The sequence below is a fragment of the Pseudomonas sp. GL_139_B genome, assembly GCF_057834475.1.
Genome location: NZ_CM174403.1, coordinates 1,219,744 through 1,235,347, shown reverse-complemented (window position 1 = coordinate 1,235,347; position 15,604 = coordinate 1,219,744). Strand labels below are relative to the sequence as shown.

Sequence of the window (15,604 nt, the reverse complement as noted above, 5' to 3'; positions counted from 1 at the left end):
GCAGTATGGGCGACAATCAGCAGATGACCGGGGCCGACCTTTGCACGAAGGGCATCAGTTCGGCGTGAGCTGGCGTTGCAACGTTCATGTCCAGCTGATGTTTCGCGTCGAGGTAATGCTGGCTGAACACGTCAAAATAAGCGTCCAGTGCCGAAGCGGCTGCCGTATCTCCCGCCAGATCGAGACACAATGCGGCCACTTCGGCTGTGCACAAATGCTCGCTGCGGGTCGACCTGCGCAACCGGTATCGCGACAGCTTCTCGGGCAGCAGGCTCAGGATCGGCAGGCGATCAAAATAGGGGCTTTTGCGGAAAATCTTTCGCGCTTCTGTCCAGGTGGCGTCCAGAAGAATGAATAGCGGACGCTTTGAATTGTCCGTGTCGACGCTGTTGGTGACACGTTCCGGTTCGACGTACTCCCCCGGAAACACCAGATACGGCTGCCACTGTGGGTCGTCCAGCAGGGCCAGCAGTTGTTCATCAACCTCTTTACGCGACCAGATGAACGCATGGTTGTCGCGCACCACATCGGCAATCAGCCAACCGGTGTTACTCGGTTTGAACACTTCCTTGTTCGTCATGATCAGGCACACACCCGAGCGCGCCTGGACTTGCGGGCGCCAGGCGCACAGGCAATGGCTCTCGATCACACGGCAGGCACGGCAACGCGGTGCCCTCCAACCTCGGGCCTGAATCGGCTTGATACCCTCTTCCTCTCGCGCATCGCGCAAGCGGGCTACGGCGTTGGCAGCAAAGTGTGGGGTGGCAGTGTTCATCGCGGGCAGCGCCGGCAGGAGAAGAAAATCGACACGAAAAGCACTCGGCAGGGCAAAAGTGGCGTCAGTTTATCAGAGCCGCCGGCGCAAGCCTGTACCGTCCGGAGCGCGTCCCCTATAATTCGCCGCCACTGAACGCACAGTCATGTGACGGGTCGAAGCACCAGTCACTGAACCAGGAGAGTTTCATGCTGCGCCTTATCGTTCCCACCGCCGCCATTCTGCTGGCGTCGTCCTTCAGCGCTCAGGCCGCGTCCTTGAAAGACACGGAACTGAACAAAATGCTGCAAACCGTTGCCAGTCAGAGCAGCGTCGGCACTCCACGGGCGATCAACGAAGACATTCTCGATCAGGGTTACACCGTCGAAGGCACCGAGCTGATCAATCACCTCAGCGTCCAGAGCAGTCACGCCGACAAGATGCGCGCCGACCCAAAAGCGGTTTACTTCCAGCTGGGGTCCACCGTGTGCAACAACCCGGGCTTTCGCAAGCTGATGGCCAAGGGTGCGACCATGCGCTACGAATTCACCGAGGTTAAAACCAACCGTCCGGTGGCCAGTGAGCGCTTCAAGGAATCAGATTGCCTGCAACCGGCCAAGAAGAAAAAGTAATCACTCGAAATTGGCGCGCCGCTGTTCATCCTCGGCGCGCAGTTCTGCCAGCAATGCCTGTAGGTAACTTGACCGTCGCTTAGCCTCCTCCAGGCGTCGGCAGCACTCTTCTTCGAGACTCACATGGTGGGTCTCGGCCGATGACTTGAGCACTCGATACAGTTGCGTATCGATCTCCAGAATGACCCTGGTCATAGCGTCCCGCCTCCTTGCTCCTCGCCCTGTTTGAGCGAAAATCCTTCAATTTCTTGAATCGCGCGCCCTGCCCTTGACGCAAAGTTGTCGTGTCACACCTTTAGCTTAGTAAATCAGAGCGCTGGACACTCGGCTCGCCTTCAGACGAGCGGTGAATTCACTTTGCAAATAGTCAATAAGCGGTTGCCAGGAAAGACTTTGCGGCGCAATGATCATGGCAGCGCAAACCGTCGCGAGGGTCTAGATTCATAGTGTTCCCATTCACTTTTACGGACTGGAAAGGAGCTACCAGAGACACGTTTTATGGTGCGAATGTTTCCTTCACCCAAGGGAAAACACAGCCTGTATGGAAGGAGAAATTGATGCCTTACCAACCGAATGACCTGCTTAGCCGTCATTTTGAAGAAAGCGGCCACGACCTCACCAGCAAGGTTGAAGAGCAACTCAACCTGGTTTCACCCAACAGCCCCAACATCCCTATCTACCGCGACATGATCCTGACCGTGCTACGCATGGCTCAAGAAGATCACAACCGCTGGAATGCCAAGATCACCCTTCAAGCGCTGCGCGAACTGGAGCACGCCTTCCGTGTACTCGAGCAGTTCCGTGGCCGGCGTAAAGTCACCGTGTTCGGCTCGGCCCGAACACCGATCGAACACCCGCTGTATGGTCTGGCCCGAGAACTGGGCGCCGCGCTGGCGCGCTCGGACCTAATGGTCATTACCGGCGCTGGCGGCGGCATCATGGCGGCGGCGCACGAAGGGGCTGGCAGGGAGCACAGCCTGGGCTTCAATATCACCCTGCCCTTCGAGCAACACGCCAACCCTACCGTGCAAGGCACCGCCAATCTGCTGCCCTTCCACTTCTTTTTTACCCGCAAGCTGTTCTTCGTCAAGGAAGCCGATGCGCTAGTCCTGTGCCCAGGCGGTTTCGGCACCCTGGATGAGGCGCTGGAAGTGCTGACATTGATTCAGACCGGCAAAAGTCCGTTGGTGCCAGTGGTATTGCTGGACGCGCCGGGAGGCAAGTTCTGGCAAGGCGCGCTGGACTTCATTCACCATCAACTGGAGGAAAATCGCTACATCCTGCCGACCGACATGAAGCTCGTGAGCCTGGTCTACAGCGCGGAAGAAGCGGTGGAGCAGATCAACCAGTTCTACAGCAACTTCCACTCCAGCCGCTGGCTCAAGCAGCAGTTTGTGATTCGCATGAACCACACGCTCAGCGATCAAGCACTCGATCACATGCAGGAGGCATTTGCCGACCTGCGCCTGAGCGACCGTTTTCATCAGCACGTCTACAGCGGTGAGGAGCACGACGAAGCGCAGTTCAGCCACCTGGCGCGACTGGCCTTCAACTTCAATGCACGTGATCATGGCCGGCTGCGCGAACTGGTGGACTACATCAACCTGCCGGAAAACTGGGCCCACTCCAAACCTCTAGCGCAACAACGCACGCGAGAGCCTTCAAAGGTGACTTGAGGCAAAAAAAATGGCCCGCTATCGAAATAGTGGGCCACTTTTTATCAATCATCCATTCCCCGGCCACTGAACAAGCGGCCGATCATCTCCATGGAATATCCCCGATAACTCAGGAAGCGCCCCTGCTTGGCACGCTCCCGCGCGTCTATCGGCAGTTGCCCGGAAAATTTACGCCGCCAGGTATCCTCCAGTTGCTCCTGCCAGTTGATACCGCTCTCGCGTAACGCAAGTTCAATATCGGCACGTTGCAGGCCTCGCTGGCCAAGCTCCTCGCGAATACGCAAAGGCCCATAACCGGAACGGGCACGGTAGGAAACAAAGCTTTCGAGGTAACGGGATTCGGAGAGCAAGCCCTCTTCCGTCAAGCGGTCGAGTGCAGTGTCGATCATTTCAGGGAGGGCGCCACGCTGACGCAGTTTACGCGTCAGCTCGACTCGACCGTGCTCGCGTCGTGCGAGCAGGTCCATTGCGGATCGCCGCACCGCGACGAGTGTATCGAGTACGGCGGTCATCGGATCAATCAGATATCAGCGTCAGCCAGGTCATCAGCAGTCTCTTTGACTGGCGATGCTTTGACATCCGGCGCCGGGGTCAGCAACTTGTCACGCAGTTGCTTCTCAAGCGTCGCGGCGATTTCCGGGTTGTCCGCCAGGAACTTGGCCGAGTTGGCCTTGCCCTGACCGATCTTGGTGCCGTTGTAAGCGTACCAGGCGCCGGATTTCTCAACAAAACCGTGCAGAACACCCAGGTCGATCATCTCGCCATTGAGGTAGATGCCTTTGCCGTAAAGGATCTGGAACTCGGCCTGACGGAATGGCGAAGCCACTTTGTTCTTCACGACTTTGACGCGGGTTTCACTACCGACGACTTCATCACCTTCTTTCACCGCGCCAGTACGACGGATGTCCAGACGAACCGAAGCGTAGAACTTCAGCGCGTTACCACCGGTGGTGGTTTCCGGGCTGCCGAACATCACGCCGATTTTCATACGGATCTGGTTGATGAAGATCACCAGGCAGTTGGCGTTCTTGATGTTACCGGTGATTTTACGCAGCGCCTGGGACATCAGACGAGCTTGCAGGCCGACGTGCATGTCGCCCATTTCACCTTCGATTTCTGCCTTTGGCACCAGAGCGGCGACGGAGTCGACGATGATCACGTCAACGGCGTTGGAACGCACCAGCATGTCGGTGATTTCCAGAGCCTGTTCGCCGGTGTCCGGCTGGGAAACCAGCAGGTCGTCGACGTTCACGCCCAGCTTGCCGGCGTACTCAGGATCAAGGGCGTGTTCGGCGTCGACGAATGCGCAGGTCGCGCCGGCTTTTTGAGCCTGGGCGATCACGGACAGTGTCAGTGTGGTTTTACCGGAGGATTCAGGACCGTAGATTTCAACGATACGACCTTTTGGCAGACCGCCAATGCCGAGCGCGATGTCCAGCCCCAGAGAGCCAGTGGAGATAGCCGGGATCGCCTGACGGTCCTGATCGCCCATACGCATTACGGCACCCTTGCCGAATTGACGTTCGATCTGACCCAGGGCCGCAGCCAAGGCTTTCTTCTTGTTGTCGTCCATTAAAGTCCTCACGTAATCAATAAGGCCTGACGGCCAACACCTGTATAAGTAGCCAGTATTATTCCACAGCGTTTCAGGATCGCCTACCCCTGATTTGAGATTTCTACGGCAGCATGGCGCAGCAGCCCCTCTAGCGCGGCCTTCACCGTTTGTCGGCGGACCTCATCGCGATTACCGGCGAAGTGTTGCTCTTCACTGAACACCCGCTCGCCAACCCCCCAGGCCAGCCAGACCGTGCCCACCGGTTTACTCGGAGAACCGCCATCCGGCCCCGCCACACCACTGACAGCCACAGCAAAATGCGCCCGGCTTTTTTCCTGTGCCCCTCGCACCATCGCCTCGACCACCTCGCGACTGACCGCGCCCACGGTCGAAAACAACTCGAGCGGAACATTCAACTGCTGGGTTTTCTGTCGGTTGGAGTAGGTGACGTAACCGGCCTCGAACCACGCCGAACTCCCCGGGATGCGAGTGATCGCCTCCGAGATGCCGCCACCAGTGCAGGACTCGGCTGCCGTGACGTGGGCATTGAGAACCTGCAGGCGCCTGCCCAGTTCAGCGGCCAGTTGGGTGATTTCTTTCACGGTCATCTCCTGAGCGAACGGAAGCGGATTTAGAACTACCGTACACGAGCGTATCGCGCTTGCAAGACGCAGGATCAATCAAAATGTGAGGGTGCGAAGGCTCTGATATAGGCGTGACAAGCCTGCAAGGCAGTCAGGCGACGCCAGTTCACTGCTGATCAGGACGAGAATCGCGCGGCGGCACTTCGCAGACGCCAATCCGCTTGGCAGCCCAGCGTTCGTATAGCCCGATGGCGACGTCTGCTCCGGCCATTGCGGTTAGACATCCAAAAGCCCCTGCGGTCCAGATCGACATGCCTGCGGAATACAGCAACATGATGGCCGAGATCCCGCAGATCATGCAGGCCCCCGAGCGCAATGCCAGACGCCGCAGAAGTGACCAGCCGCGAGCACCGTCCTTGTCGGCACGCCACATTTCGCCACATACCCCACCCACCAGGGCAAGGACGATGACGAGCCAGCTCGGAATGTCCAGCAATGCGTGTTGCTCAATTGTCATGTCTCACCTCCTGGTGTGAGTGTTAAGGGCTCTTTCAAACGGTCTGTAGCCCCCCTCTGAACCATTGACGCCAGTTCAGGGCCGCCTTGTTGAGCGGCTTGAGACGAAGAATATGCATGGATGCATATACAGTCAATGCGCAAATGCATTTAACCACTCACAGCAAATGCATTGATGCATATAGATCCCGACAAACAAAGGGGCAGGCGGTTTACTAAAGGCGAAAAAAACCGCTGAATGGCGGTTTTAATCTGAAACTGCTGAGGTTAGCGCGCGTACATGCCCCACCAGAATACGTGACCAAGAATGACGATCTGCTCTTCCTGGACTTCCTGGAAGGTGTAGTCCTCGTCCGGGTGCTCATCGCGGTTGAAGCTGCGCAGGCGAATCCCGGTCGGCAGGCGATAAAGCTGTTTCACGCGCAATTGACCGTTATGGTTGATCGCATAAAGGTCGCCATCAACAATATCGCCAATCCCGCACTTGCCGGCGTTCACGCCAACGGTTGCACCATCGCGCAACACCGGCAACATGCTGTTGCCGCGTACCGTCACGCATTTTGCCTGATCAAATTGCACACCATTGTGGCGCAAACTACGCTTTCCGAAGCGCAAGCTAGAGCGCTCGCTCTCTTCGATGACGAATCGTCCTGATCCTGCAGCCAATTCAACCTCACGAAGAAAGGGGACCGACACCTCATCGTCATCGACGGGCGTATCGTCGTCCCACAGACTTATATCCTTGAGTTCGGAATGCACTGCTTCGCGCCTCTTATTGGCGCCCACCGACACATCCGCGCGGCCACGCAACTGATCAGTGCTGACGGCGAAGTACTCGGCAATCTTCGAGATGTGTTTGTCCGAAGGATCGACGATCTTTCCGCCAAGGATCCGCGAGAGTGTGGATTGAGGCACGCCGGTGCGACGGTGAAGCTCCGTGGGGGAGATCCCGTGTTGATCGAGCAGTGCTCTTAAGACGGTAGAAACATTGCGCTTTTGCATAACGCGAATAGTGCGTGTTCTTTTTGCCGAAAACAAATGCCGTTTTGCATATTTAGTGCATATCCAGCAGAAATGTGACGCAGGGCTTTCATGCCTGCGTCGGGCGGACCGCCCATGGTAATCTTGCGCCCATTGCGGAAAAGCCGGGCCAATGCCCCTACCTTGCCCTACACCTTTCAACGAGTTTTCCTGAATTTCCGATGAATAAAGCCATCTCCGATCTGTCTTCCCACACGCCGATGATGCAGCAGTACTGGCGCCTGAAGAACCAGCACCCCGACCAGTTAATGTTCTACCGCATGGGCGACTTCTACGAGATCTTCTATGAAGACGCGAAGAAAGCCGCCAAGTTGCTGGACATTACCCTGACCGCCCGTGGGCAGTCGGCGGGCCAGGCGATTCCGATGTGTGGGATTCCTTACCACGCGGCGGAAGGTTACCTGGCGAAACTGGTCAAGCTCGGCGAGTCGGTGGTGATTTGTGAGCAAGTGGGTGATCCGGCGACCAGTAAAGGGCCGGTGGATCGTCAGGTGGTGCGGATCATCACGCCGGGCACGGTCAGTGATGAAGCGCTGCTGGATGAGCGTCGGGACAACCTGATCGCAGCGGTGCTGGGTGACGAGCGCCTGTTCGGTCTGGCCGTGCTCGACATCACCAGTGGCAATTTTACGGTGCTGGAAATAAAGGGCTGGGAAAACCTGCTGGCGGAACTGGAACGGGTCAATCCGGTCGAGCTGATGATCCCGGACGATTGGCCAAAGGACCTTCCCGCGGAAAAACGTCGTGGGGTCCGTCGCCGTGCACCGTGGGATTTTGAGCGTGACTCGGCGCTCAAAAGTCTTTGTCAGCAGTTCTCCACCCAGGACCTGAAAGGCTTTGGCTGCGAGAACCTGACCCTGGCCATCGGCGCCGCCGGTTGCCTGCTCAGCTACGCCAAGGAAACTCAACGCACCGCCCTGCCGCACTTGCGCAGCCTGCGTCACGAGCGCCTGGATGACACCGTGGTGCTGGACGGCGCCAGCCGTCGCAACCTGGAACTGGACACCAACCTGGCCGGTGGTCGCGACAACACCCTGCAATCGGTGGTCGATCGCTGCCAGACCGCCATGGGCAGCCGCTTGCTGACCCGTTGGTTGAACCGTCCGCTGCGGGATTTGACCGTATTACTGGCACGTCAGACTTCGATCACGTGCCTGCTCGACGGCTACCGCTTCGAGAAACTGCAACCGCAACTCAAGGAAATCGGCGACATCGAGCGGATTCTGGCGCGGATCGGCCTGCGCAACGCCCGCCCTCGCGACCTTGCTCGTCTGCGCGATGCGCTGGGTGCGTTGCCTGAGTTGCAGGTGGCGATGACTGAGCTTGAAGCGCCGCACATCATTCAACTGGCCAAGACCACCGGCACGTATCCGGAACTGGCGGCCCTGCTGGAAAAAGCCATTATCGACAATCCACCAGCGGTCATCCGTGACGGTGGGGTGCTGAAAACCGGTTACGACAGCGAACTCGATGATCTGCAATCGCTCAGCGAAAACGCCGGGCAGTTCCTGATTGATCTGGAAGCTCGCGAAAAAGCGCGCACCGGCCTGTCGCACCTTAAGGTCGGCTACAACCGCATTCACGGTTACTTCATCGAGTTGCCGAGCAAACAGGCTGAGTCCGCGCCGGCAGACTATATCCGCCGCCAGACGTTGAAAGGTGCCGAACGTTTCATTACCCCGGAACTCAAGGCGTTCGAAGACAAGGCACTGTCGGCCAAAAGCCGTGCACTGGCCCGCGAGAAAATGCTCTACGAAGCGCTGCTCGAAGACCTGATCGCCCAATTGCCGCCACTGCAGGACACCGCCGCCGCGCTGGCCGAGCTGGACGTATTGAGCAACCTGGCTGAACGCGCCCTGAACCTCGACTTGAATTGCCCGCGTTTTGTCAGCGAGCCCTGCATGCGCATCACCCAGGGTCGTCACCCGGTGGTGGAGCAAGTGCTAAGCACGCCGTTCGTGGCCAACGACCTGAGCCTCGACGATAACACTCGGATGCTGGTGATCACCGGCCCGAACATGGGCGGTAAATCCACCTACATGCGTCAGACCGCGTTGATCGTGTTGCTCGCTCATATCGGCAGTTTTGTGCCGGCGGCCAGTTGTGAACTGTCCCTGGTGGACCGGATTTTCACCCGGATCGGTTCCAGCGATGACTTGGCAGGTGGCCGCTCGACCTTCATGGTTGAAATGAGCGAAACCGCGAACATTTTACATAACGCTACCGAACGCAGCCTGGTGCTGATGGACGAAGTCGGTCGTGGCACCAGCACCTTCGATGGCCTGTCCCTGGCCTGGGCGGCCGCTGAACGACTGGCACATCTGCGCGCTTACACGCTGTTCGCCACCCACTATTTTGAGCTGACGGTGCTACCGGAGGCGCAACCGCTGGTGGCCAACGTTCACCTCAATGCCACCGAGCACAACGAACGCATCGTGTTCCTGCACCACGTGCTGCCTGGGCCTGCCAGTCAGAGTTACGGCCTGGCCGTAGCGCAACTGGCCGGCGTGCCGAGCGAAGTGATTGTGCGTGCTCGCGAGCACTTGGGTCGCCTGGAAGCCACCGCTCTGCCCCATGAAATTCCTGCACCTGCAAAGGGCAAACCGGCCGCGCCACAGCAAAGCGATATGTTCGCCAGCCTGCCCCACCCAGTGCTGGATGACCTGGCCAAGCTGGATCTGGACGACATGACGCCACGTCGTGCGCTCGAAATGCTCTATGCACTAAAGAACCGGATCTAACGCACTTGCCTACAAGCTGTTAGAATCTCGCGCGGTTTGGGATGCTGCTGGCTAATAGCCTGGCCAGCAGACTATCGCTCCCAAACCTGGCGACCCCAACGTGAAGGGGCTCCGCTGCCGCCGCCTGAGGAGAAAATTAGAAATGACCTTCGTCGTCACCGACAACTGCATCAAGTGCAAGTACACCGACTGCGTAGAAGTCTGTCCGGTGGACTGCTTTTACGAAGGCCCGAACTTCCTGGTGATTCACCCGGATGAGTGCATCGACTGCGCACTGTGCGAACCAGAATGCCCTGCCGTGGCCATCTTCTCCGAAGATGAAGTACCGGAAGGCATGCAGGAATTCATTCAGCTGAACGTTGAACTGGCCGAAATCTGGCCCAACATCACTGAGAAGAAAGAATCGATGCCAGACGCTGAAGAATGGGATGGCGTCAAAGGCAAGATCAAAGACCTCGAACGCTGATTTACCGCGCGCTCCTGAAAAGGCCCCTCGCGGGCCTTTTTGCTTTTCTTGAGGCAAAAAAAGGGGCGGTTTGACCCGCCCACATTTTTTCCCTATTCCCTGTGTTCCTTTTCATCGTCCTGATGAATCGCCTCCTGCGATGTCCGTCCCCCCTCATCCTTGAAGGGCGTGTCTGTCCGTCAACACCGTTTAAATACTAGAGAGTTCCCTGCCAAGAGCAATGGGACTGGTTCGTCAAAAACCTGTGTCATAAACTCTTAACAAAATTAAATATGCATATAAATCATATGGATAGAATTTAGCTGCGTAGGGAAATGTACAACTAGCCCACTGTTAAAATAGTGAATACTTACGAAAGAGTAAGCGAAGACTTACAGAGCAAGACGACAAACCAGCGGCAATCCTCACCCACCTTACAGGCAATAAAAAACCCCGAACCGAGCGGGGTTTTTTACTGCCAGTTGAGCCTATCGCTTATTGAAACAGCGACTCGCTCGACAAGCCGTTCTTCTCAAGAATCTCCCGAAGACGCTTCAGGCCTTCCACCTGAATCTGTCTGACCCGCTCCCGGGTCAGGCCGATCTCCAGGCCTACGTCTTCAAGCGTGCTGCTCTCGTGTCCGCGCAAGCCGAAGCGGCGTACCACCACTTCGCGTTGTTTGTCCGTTAACTCCGACAGCCATTGATCGATGCTTTGGGACAGGTCGTCATCCTGAAGCAGCTCACAGGGGTCGGTTGGACGGTCATCAGTCAGGGTGTCCAGCAGGGTTTTATCCGAATCCGGACCCAGCGAGACGTCGACCGAAGAAACCCGCTCATTCAAGCCGAGCATGCGCTTGACTTCTCCCACCGGTTTTTCCAGCAGGTTGGCGATTTCTTCGGGTGAGGGTTCGTGATCGAGTTTTTGCGTCAGCTCCCGGGCAGCCCGAAGGTACACGTTAAGCTCCTTGACCACATGGATCGGCAACCGGATGGTCCGGGTCTGATTCATGATCGCGCGCTCGATGGTCTGACGAATCCACCAGGTTGCGTAGGTCGAAAAGCGGAAGCCGCGTTCAGGGTCGAACTTCTCCACTGCCCGGATCAAGCCGAGGTTGCCCTCTTCGATCAGGTCCAGCAGCGACAGCCCACGATTGACGTAACGACGGGCGATTTTCACCACCAGCCGCAGGTTGCTTTCAATCATGCGCTTGCGCCCGGCCGGATCGCCACTTTGCGACAGACGCGCAAAATGAACTTCTTCTTCCGGAGAGAGCAATGGGGAAAAACCGATTTCATTGAGGTACAACTGCGTGGCATCAAGTGCACGCGTGTAATCGATGTACTTGTGTTGTTTCAGCGAAGCGGAGTGTTTGGATTTAGCACGAACGGAAGGTGGAGCTGCCCCTTCATCATTCGACATCGAATCCGTGGCGATGCCGGTCTCCATCAGGAGAACCTCATCGTCGATGTCAAACTCCGGCACTTCTTTACTGAGAGCCATTGTTATAGTCCTTTGGTGAGTTCGACCTCAAGCTCAAGCGACGCCTTTATCCTTGGCAACGCTGGAGCTTGTTCCCTCTACGTGACGGAACAAGCTGGCTAACAAATCAACGGCGTGGCAGGAATTGCAGCGGATCTACAGGTTTACCTTGGCGGCGAATCTCAAAATGCAGTTTCACCCGGTCTGTCCCCGTTGACCCCATTTCGGCAATTGTCTGTCCGACCTTGACCTGCTGCCCCTCCCGAACCAAAAGCCTGCGGTTATGTCCGTAGGCACTGACGTAGGTTTCGCTGTGTTTGATGATGACTAATTCGCCGTAGCCCCTTAAGCCACTCCCGGCGTATACCACCGTCCCATCAGACGCAGCTAAAACAGGCTGTCCCAAATCTCCGGCGATATCAATTCCTTTATTCAAACTACCGTTTGATGAGAACTTTCCAATCAAAATGCCATTAGATGGCCATCCCCAGCCGGTCGGGGCTGGACCGGCTGGCGGTAACGGAGCGGGTTCCGGCTTGCTGGCGACGGACGGTGTAACCACCACTGTGCTCGTGGTTGCGCCATTCGGCTGGCGTCGGATTACCGTGGTTTTCAGCGATGACGAAGGCGCAGAATCGGAAGCATTGGCCACCGCTGTCGACGTTGATCCGGTGCGACCATCGAAGCGAATTATCTGACCCGGATGGATCGTATAGGGTGTAGGAATATTGTTGCGTGCGGCGAGGGCTTTGTAGTCCCAACCGTAGCGAAAAGCGATCGAGAACAGGGTGTCTTTTGGTCGAACGACATACTGACCTGTGGTCACTACCGGACGTTGCGGCGCAACCTTGTTGCGTTCGACGACGTCTACGCTACTCGACTTGGTGCTGGAGCAACCGACCAGCAAGGTGCTCAAGACAAGGCCAGTCACCAGGCGCTGAAAGCTCGTTGTACTCATACGCTGCGCAATGACTGTGAGACTCACCCGCCGCTCCCTATGTGGTGGCTGAAATTGTGGATCGCCGTGGTCCGGCTCGAGATGTCGCAAGTATAACGGGCTGAACAGGCTTTACCTTTAATGAAGCTGAATCGCTCCGCGCACACGTTTGCCTACTGACGATAAATACCGTTTAACCAATCGATGCCGCTGTAAGACACGGCCAATCGAAGAGAATTCAGCGCGTAAAAACAAATGCTCAGGCCAGTGGCCCGTTGAGCAATGGGACGAAACGCACCGCCCCCAGAACACGTCGGGAAAAGCCTTGCTCTTCGCGGATGATCAGCATCAATTGCTGCACCTCGCCGGAGCCGACCGGGATCACCAGTCGCCCACCCGGCGCCAACTGATCGAGCAATGCCTGAGGCACATCAGTGGCCACTGCCGTGACGATAATGCCGTTGTAAGGCGCCAAGGCTGGCCAGCCCTCCCAACCATCGCCCCAACGAAACACCACATTGCGAAGGTTAAGCTCCACCAGGCGTTCCTTGGCCCGGTCCTGCAAAACCTTGATGCGCTCTACGGAAAACACCCGTTCGACCAGCTGTGACAATACGGCCGTCTGGTAGCCCGACCCGGTACCGATTTCCATTACCTTGTCCAAGGGACCGGCCTCCAGCAGCAACTCACTCATGCGAGCCACCATGTAGGGCTGGGAAATGGTCTGGTTATGCCCGATCGGCAACGCAGTGTCTTCGTAAGCGCGATGAGCCAGCGCCTCGTCGACGAACAAATGTCGCGGTGTACGGCGAATGACTTCCAGCACCCTGGCGTTGGAAACGCCTTCTTCATACAGGCGCTGAATAAGGCGCTCGCGAGTCCGTTGAGAGGTCATCCCGATGCCACGGCGCAGCATATCGTCTTGTTCACGGGTCATTAGCGCAGTCCCTCCAGCCAGCCATCGAGACTTCTGAAGGCATCATTGAAGGTGCGATCCAGTTGCAGCGGAGTGATTGAAACATAGCCCTGCATGACCGCATGGAAATCGGTGCCCGGGCCGCCATCTTCGGCATCCCCGGCGGCGGCGATCCAGTAACCGGATTTGCCGCGCGGATCGACCACCTTCATCGGCGCCGCAGCGCGTGCGCGATGCCCGAGGCGGGTCAGTTGAATACCGCGGATATGGTCCAGCGGCAAATTGGGAATGTTCACATTCAGTACTGTGCGTGGCGGCAGGTCGAGATCGCCATGGGCTTCGACCAGCTTTCGTGCAAAGTAGGCGGCTGTGGGAAGGTTCTCTACTTGGCGTGAGGCCAACGAAAAGGCAAACGAAGGACACTCAAGGAAGCGCCCTTCGAGGGCGGCCGCCACAGTGCCGGAATACAACACGTCATCACCCAGGTTGGCGCCCAGATTGATCCCTGCAACGACCATATCAGGCTGGCGCTCCAGCAGGCCATTCAGGCCCAGGTGCACGCAATCGGTGGGGGTGCCGTTCAGGCTGATGAAGCCGTTGGCCAAGGTTTGCGGGTGTAACGGACGGTCGAGTGTCAGCGAGCTGCTGGCGCCGCTTTTGTCTTGGTCCGGGGCGATAACCACGCACTCGGTGTAATCCGCCAACGCAGCATAAAGCGCGGCGAGACCGGGTGCAGTTACCCCATCGTCATTAGAAATCAGAATACGCATGGGCTGTCCGTCTGCCCCACCGGCACCAGATCAACGAGCTCGCGCACCAATACAGTGGCAAAGCATCCGGCCGGGAGGACGAATTCCAGTTGCAGAATGTCAGGCTCGGGATAATGCCACGTCAACCCACCAATGGGCAGCCGCAGGATGCGACGTTCGTGACTCATACCGGCGTTAATCAACCAATCACGCAAGTCCGCTTCGCGAGCGGCGATGTCCTGCTCCAGTACATGGACAACGCCGGTCGCCGGCGAGTCACCTTCACCCCACTGCGGGCCGGTCGGGTGCAGATCGAGAATCGCCAGTCGCGGATCGCTGCACTCCGCTTCACCGGCCGGAAAGAAGCTGCGGCTGTCGGTGAAGGCCAGAAGATCACCGACCTGGGCTTGCTGCCACGTACCGTCGGCGACACGTGCCGCCAACACCTGATTGAACAGAAAACTGCGCGCCGTGGAGAGCAGCCGCGAACGCACGTTGCGCTGCTCCGGCAACGCTTTGCGTGCCGCCCAGGCACGGGCATCGACGACGTTACCGCCGTCGAAGCCAAAACGCTGGGCTCCGAAATAATTGGGAACACCTTGCTTGGCGATCAATTGAAGCCGCTCTTCAATCGCCGCTTTGTCGCCAGCGAATTGCGTCAGGCGCAAGGTGAAGCCATTGGCCGAGTGAGCGCCGCGTTGCAGCTTGCGTTTGTGTCGACCGGTCTTGAGGATCTTCAGCGTGTCGTTTTCCGCCGCGGACAAATCCGGGTCAGCCTTGCCCGGCAGTTGCACGCTGAACCATTGGCGCGTCAGCGCCTGACGATCCTTGAGCCCGGCATAACTGACGGTGCGCAATGGCACGCCCGCCGCCTTGGCGATCCGCCGTGCCGCTTCCTCGGTATTGAGACCGCGTTTTTCCACCCAGATCCACAAATGCTCGCCATCACCGCTGAGGGGAATATTGAGCACTTCATCGACCTGAAAATCTTCTGCCGTGGCTTTCAGAACAGCGGTGCCAAGCGCCTCGCCATAGGCCCGTGGGCCGAGCAATTGCGATTCGTTCATGCGCGCAGCAACAAGGCAACGGAGTGCACGGCAATGCCTTCTTCGCGACCGACAAAGCCAAGCTTTTCGGTGGTGGTAGCTTTCACGTTCACTTGATCCAACTCAACTTGAAGATCCGCGGCAATCAGCGCGCGCATCGATTCGATATGCGGGGCCATTTTCGGCGCCTGGGCGACGATGGTGTTATCGACATTGCCGATTTTCCAGCCTTTGGCGTGGATCATCGCGACGACGTGACGCAGCAGCCCCCGGCTGTCAGCGCCCTTGTATGTCGGATCGGTGTCCGGGAAATGCTTGCCGATATCTCCCAGCGCTGCGGCGCCGAGCAAGGCATCGCTCAAGGCGTGCAGCAGGACGTCACCGTCGGAGTGAGCGAGCAGCCCGAAGCCGTGTGCAATGCGCACGCCGCCCAGAGTAATGAAATCGCCTTCAGCGAAACGGTGCACATCATAGCCGTGGCCAATACGCATAAAAAAACGCCCCGATTTTTGTCAGGGCGTGATTCTACC

Annotated in this window: 17 protein-coding genes; 4 read left to right on the top strand and 13 right to left on the bottom strand. The window is 57.7% G+C overall.

Features of this window, described 5'->3' with window-relative positions; all coding sequences use genetic code 11:
- Positions 1-16: 16 nt before the first annotated feature.
- Positions 17-775 carry a tRNA-uridine aminocarboxypropyltransferase gene (locus tag AC3ISI_RS05465; RefSeq protein ID WP_489335807.1) on the bottom strand — a complete coding sequence of 253 codons (759 nt, stop codon included), beginning with the start codon at positions 773-775 and terminating at the stop codon, positions 17-19.
- A gap of 188 nt (positions 776-963) precedes the next feature.
- Between AC3ISI_RS05465 and AC3ISI_RS05460 the strand changes: the two genes are divergently transcribed.
- Positions 964-1,386: a PA3611 family quorum-sensing-regulated virulence factor gene (locus AC3ISI_RS05460; RefSeq protein ID WP_489335806.1), complete on the top strand. Its 423-nt coding sequence runs from the start codon at positions 964-966 to the stop codon at positions 1,384-1,386.
- On the opposite strand, the gene AC3ISI_RS05455 is transcribed toward AC3ISI_RS05460, so the two are convergent.
- Complete coding sequence (locus tag AC3ISI_RS05455; protein ID WP_489335805.1) at positions 1,387-1,581, bottom strand: hypothetical protein; 195 nt, start codon at positions 1,579-1,581, stop codon at positions 1,387-1,389.
- Positions 1,582-1,943: 362 nt separating this feature from the next.
- Here AC3ISI_RS05455 and AC3ISI_RS05450 point away from each other — a divergent pair, with 362 nt between their 5' ends.
- A complete protein-coding gene (locus tag AC3ISI_RS05450; protein WP_489335804.1) occupies positions 1,944-3,062 on the top strand; it encodes an LOG family protein in 1,119 nt (372 codons plus the stop codon).
- Between the two features lie 44 nt (positions 3,063-3,106).
- Here AC3ISI_RS05450 and recX read toward each other — a convergent pair whose 3' ends face one another.
- The 5 genes from recX to AC3ISI_RS05425 form a co-directional block, all read right to left on the bottom strand.
- Positions 3,107-3,574, bottom strand: coding sequence for a recombination regulator RecX (gene recX, locus AC3ISI_RS05445; protein WP_489335803.1), 468 nt, complete (start codon positions 3,572-3,574; stop codon positions 3,107-3,109).
- An 8-nt stretch (positions 3,575-3,582) separates the two neighbouring features.
- Positions 3,583-4,635, bottom strand: coding sequence for a recombinase RecA (recA, locus tag AC3ISI_RS05440; RefSeq protein ID WP_007947175.1), 1,053 nt, complete (start codon positions 4,633-4,635; stop codon positions 3,583-3,585).
- A gap of 83 nt (positions 4,636-4,718) precedes the next feature.
- Positions 4,719-5,219, bottom strand: coding sequence for a CinA family protein (locus AC3ISI_RS05435; RefSeq protein ID WP_489335802.1), 501 nt, complete (start codon positions 5,217-5,219; stop codon positions 4,719-4,721).
- A 148-nt stretch (positions 5,220-5,367) separates the two neighbouring features.
- Complete coding sequence (locus tag AC3ISI_RS05430) at positions 5,368-5,718, bottom strand: phage holin family protein (RefSeq protein ID WP_489335801.1); 351 nt, start codon at positions 5,716-5,718, stop codon at positions 5,368-5,370.
- A 266-nt stretch (positions 5,719-5,984) separates the two neighbouring features.
- Positions 5,985-6,719, bottom strand: a complete 735-nt coding sequence (locus tag AC3ISI_RS05425; RefSeq protein ID WP_489335799.1) for a LexA family transcriptional regulator — start codon at positions 6,717-6,719, stop codon at positions 5,985-5,987.
- A 212-nt stretch (positions 6,720-6,931) separates the two neighbouring features.
- Between AC3ISI_RS05425 and mutS the strand changes: the two genes are divergently transcribed.
- Both mutS and fdxA read left to right on the top strand, forming a co-directional pair.
- The gene (mutS, locus tag AC3ISI_RS05420) at positions 6,932-9,499 is read left to right on the top strand and encodes a DNA mismatch repair protein MutS (RefSeq protein ID WP_489337626.1); all 2,568 of its coding nucleotides are present in this window, start codon (positions 6,932-6,934) and stop codon (positions 9,497-9,499) included.
- 142 nt (positions 9,500-9,641) lie between these two features.
- Positions 9,642-9,965, top strand: a complete 324-nt coding sequence (gene fdxA, locus AC3ISI_RS05415) for a ferredoxin FdxA (RefSeq protein WP_007949364.1) — start codon at positions 9,642-9,644, stop codon at positions 9,963-9,965.
- 474 nt (positions 9,966-10,439) lie between these two features.
- Here fdxA and rpoS read toward each other — a convergent pair whose 3' ends face one another.
- The 6 genes from rpoS to ispF form a co-directional block, all read right to left on the bottom strand.
- On the bottom strand, positions 10,440-11,447 hold the full coding sequence (gene rpoS / locus AC3ISI_RS05410) for an RNA polymerase sigma factor RpoS (protein WP_027924998.1): 1,008 nt from the start codon (positions 11,445-11,447) through the stop codon (positions 10,440-10,442).
- Positions 11,448-11,553: 106 nt separating this feature from the next.
- A complete protein-coding gene (locus tag AC3ISI_RS05405) occupies positions 11,554-12,411 on the bottom strand; it encodes a peptidoglycan DD-metalloendopeptidase family protein (RefSeq protein WP_489335798.1) in 858 nt (285 codons plus the stop codon).
- 211 nt (positions 12,412-12,622) lie between these two features.
- Complete coding sequence (locus tag AC3ISI_RS05400) at positions 12,623-13,258, bottom strand: protein-L-isoaspartate(D-aspartate) O-methyltransferase (protein ID WP_175389049.1); 636 nt, start codon at positions 13,256-13,258, stop codon at positions 12,623-12,625.
- A 41-nt stretch (positions 13,259-13,299) separates the two neighbouring features.
- The gene (surE, locus tag AC3ISI_RS05395) at positions 13,300-14,049 is read right to left on the bottom strand and encodes a 5'/3'-nucleotidase SurE (protein WP_489335797.1); all 750 of its coding nucleotides are present in this window, start codon (positions 14,047-14,049) and stop codon (positions 13,300-13,302) included.
- Positions 14,037-15,095, bottom strand: a complete 1,059-nt coding sequence (gene truD, locus AC3ISI_RS05390; RefSeq protein WP_489335796.1) for a tRNA pseudouridine(13) synthase TruD — start codon at positions 15,093-15,095, stop codon at positions 14,037-14,039. The genes surE and truD overlap by 13 nt, the downstream gene beginning before the upstream one ends.
- A complete protein-coding gene (gene ispF / locus AC3ISI_RS05385) occupies positions 15,092-15,565 on the bottom strand; it encodes a 2-C-methyl-D-erythritol 2,4-cyclodiphosphate synthase (RefSeq protein ID WP_489335795.1) in 474 nt (157 codons plus the stop codon). The genes truD and ispF overlap by 4 nt, the downstream gene beginning before the upstream one ends.
- Between the last annotated feature and the right edge of the window lie 39 nt (positions 15,566-15,604).

What these genes read in the sequence shown, in the direction of transcription:
- AC3ISI_RS05465 (WP_489335807.1), bottom strand. Translation starts at nt 775, where the DNA reads ATGAACACTGCCACCCCACACTTTGCTGCCAACGCCGTAGCCCGCTTG.
- AC3ISI_RS05460 (WP_489335806.1), top strand. Translation starts at nt 964, where the DNA reads ATGCTGCGCCTTATCGTTCCCACCGCCGCCATTCTGCTGGCGTCGTCC.
- AC3ISI_RS05455 (WP_489335805.1), bottom strand. Translation starts at nt 1,581, where the DNA reads ATGACCAGGGTCATTCTGGAGATCGATACGCAACTGTATCGAGTGCTC.
- AC3ISI_RS05450 (WP_489335804.1), top strand. Translation starts at nt 1,944, where the DNA reads ATGCCTTACCAACCGAATGACCTGCTTAGCCGTCATTTTGAAGAAAGC.
- recX (WP_489335803.1), bottom strand. Translation starts at nt 3,574, where the DNA reads ATGACCGCCGTACTCGATACACTCGTCGCGGTGCGGCGATCCGCAATG.
- recA (WP_007947175.1), bottom strand. Translation starts at nt 4,635, where the DNA reads ATGGACGACAACAAGAAGAAAGCCTTGGCTGCGGCCCTGGGTCAGATC.
- AC3ISI_RS05430 (WP_489335801.1), bottom strand. Translation starts at nt 5,718, where the DNA reads ATGACAATTGAGCAACACGCATTGCTGGACATTCCGAGCTGGCTCGTC.
- AC3ISI_RS05425 (WP_489335799.1), bottom strand. Translation starts at nt 6,719, where the DNA reads ATGCAAAAGCGCAATGTTTCTACCGTCTTAAGAGCACTGCTCGATCAA.
- fdxA (WP_007949364.1), top strand. Translation starts at nt 9,642, where the DNA reads ATGACCTTCGTCGTCACCGACAACTGCATCAAGTGCAAGTACACCGAC.
- rpoS (WP_027924998.1), bottom strand. Translation starts at nt 11,447, where the DNA reads ATGGCTCTCAGTAAAGAAGTGCCGGAGTTTGACATCGACGATGAGGTT.
- AC3ISI_RS05400 (WP_175389049.1), bottom strand. Translation starts at nt 13,258, where the DNA reads ATGACCTCTCAACGGACTCGCGAGCGCCTTATTCAGCGCCTGTATGAA.
- surE (WP_489335797.1), bottom strand. Translation starts at nt 14,049, where the DNA reads ATGCGTATTCTGATTTCTAATGACGATGGGGTAACTGCACCCGGTCTC.
- truD (WP_489335796.1), bottom strand. Translation starts at nt 15,095, where the DNA reads ATGAACGAATCGCAATTGCTCGGCCCACGGGCCTATGGCGAGGCGCTT.
- ispF (WP_489335795.1), bottom strand. Translation starts at nt 15,565, where the DNA reads ATGCGTATTGGCCACGGCTATGATGTGCACCGTTTCGCTGAAGGCGAT.